2 protein-coding genes are annotated in these 1,641 nt (G+C 37.7%); both read right to left on the minus strand.

The window, feature by feature from the left end; translation table 11 throughout:
• The coding region (locus ACEW8O_RS07180) for a DUF2268 domain-containing putative Zn-dependent protease (protein WP_373493941.1) at positions 1-1,150 on the minus strand (1,150 nt) is incomplete at its 3' end.
• 64 nt (positions 1,151-1,214) lie between these two features.
• A partial coding sequence (locus ACEW8O_RS07185) for a GNAT family N-acetyltransferase (protein WP_373493942.1) occupies positions 1,215-1,641 on the minus strand: 427 nt, incomplete at its 5' end.

A 1,641-nucleotide genomic window follows, 5' to 3' on the forward strand; every position in this document is an offset into this window, starting at 1 on the left:
ATTTTTCCCATTTATAAGCACTTTGAATGTAAAACTTCTCAAAATTCTCTATTTCGAGTATTTCTTTGATGGCCTTTCTTTTATCAGTGGAATGTTGATAATAACTTTCACAAATCCTGAAACCTATAAAATATCCCAAATTGGCGGGAAAACCTGTCTCGGGATCATAAGCATTGAAAAGCCAATCGTCCGTATCCTCTGTATGCATTTGACTTTTGAATATTTCCCAAAGTTGATCCTCGTGGGAAAAGCCGAATTCATATAGATCAGGATCCGTATAATTCTCCAATATCAAGTAAGCAACAAAATCCGCAGCGCCTTCCATTATTGCATAATCCAATAAGGTCCTTTCCGTGGTGTTTTTTTGTTGCAGATGTACATATTCATGGACAATAATAGGAACTGTCTGCCCGACATCAAAAATTACCATTTTATCAAATTTTGAAAGGGAAGTCAAATCGGCTTCAGGGCTCTTACAAAGATGTTCTGTTCCGATCAACTTTCCCGCAAAGCCGTCAGGTGTTCCCACATTGTTCAAACTTCCCATCAGGAAATAAATGGGTGGGAAAATCGACTCAGGGTATAGATCTTTTAATTTTTCAGCAGTAGCAACGATTTCTGGCTTTAAGCCATCAAAGCCCAATGATACATTTTGGATACTTTTGTAGTAGGTTTCCAATGCCCGGATTCTGTCTACAAATTTATCAGTTTGCTGCCCCATCCGTACCCTGAAAAATGTTCTCAATCCGGGGCTGCCATTTTGTATATAATTGTCAAGAAATATTCCGGGTGCATTTTCCTGATGGAGGGAATCAAAAAACTGCCAAAATCTATGTATGTCAGAGGTTTCAACAATTAAATTTTGGGGATCTGAAAGAAGCTTTCTATTGGAAGCGATTCCATTCATCAGATGAACCCCTCTAGGATCCTCAGTTAAAAAATTCAGCACTTTACTTTGACTAATGGCATGTTCATCAAAAAGCCCAAGAAGGATGGCATTTTCCAATTCACCAATCCCTTTTAAGGTATCACCCTGGCCAATGCTGGACCTTGATTTAGACAGCCATTCATGCACTGTTCCTTCCTGCGCATAGATCTTCAGCGGCAAAAATGATGTAAACAAAACGAGGATTATGTATTTCAATTTCATATCTAAAGGATGGAAAAACACTTCAAAAAGTTGCCTCCAACATTATATTTTGGTCGCAATCTTACTATTCGAGTTTCATCCTTAACAATGGATAATCATTTCCCTGATCGTCCTTTTCTGTTCGTTGATAAGTTTTAAAGCCGAACTTATTGTAAAAACCAACCGCTTTTGTATTCTGTTCATTGACATCCACTTTGTCAATTTTAAGTTCCCGAACTGCAAATTCCATAAGCTTTTTGCCATGACCTTTTCCGAAAAGATCCGGGGATAAAAACAGCATTTCCAATTTTCGTTCTGCCACTCCCAAAAAACCATAAACCGCATTGTTTTGGACTAAACAATAAACCTCCAAATCATGAAAATCCATCGTTTTTACCAATGCTTTAATGGATAGAAAATCTTCTGTTTTCAAAAAAAGGTGGGTTGCCAATACAGAGTGTTCCCAAACTTCAAGAAGCTGTTCCCGATGTTTATCCGCATACTTTAAAATT

Origin of the sequence: Aquiflexum sp. (assembly GCF_041749095.1) — a bacterium.
GTDB lineage: Bacteria > Bacteroidota > Bacteroidia > Cytophagales > Cyclobacteriaceae > Aquiflexum.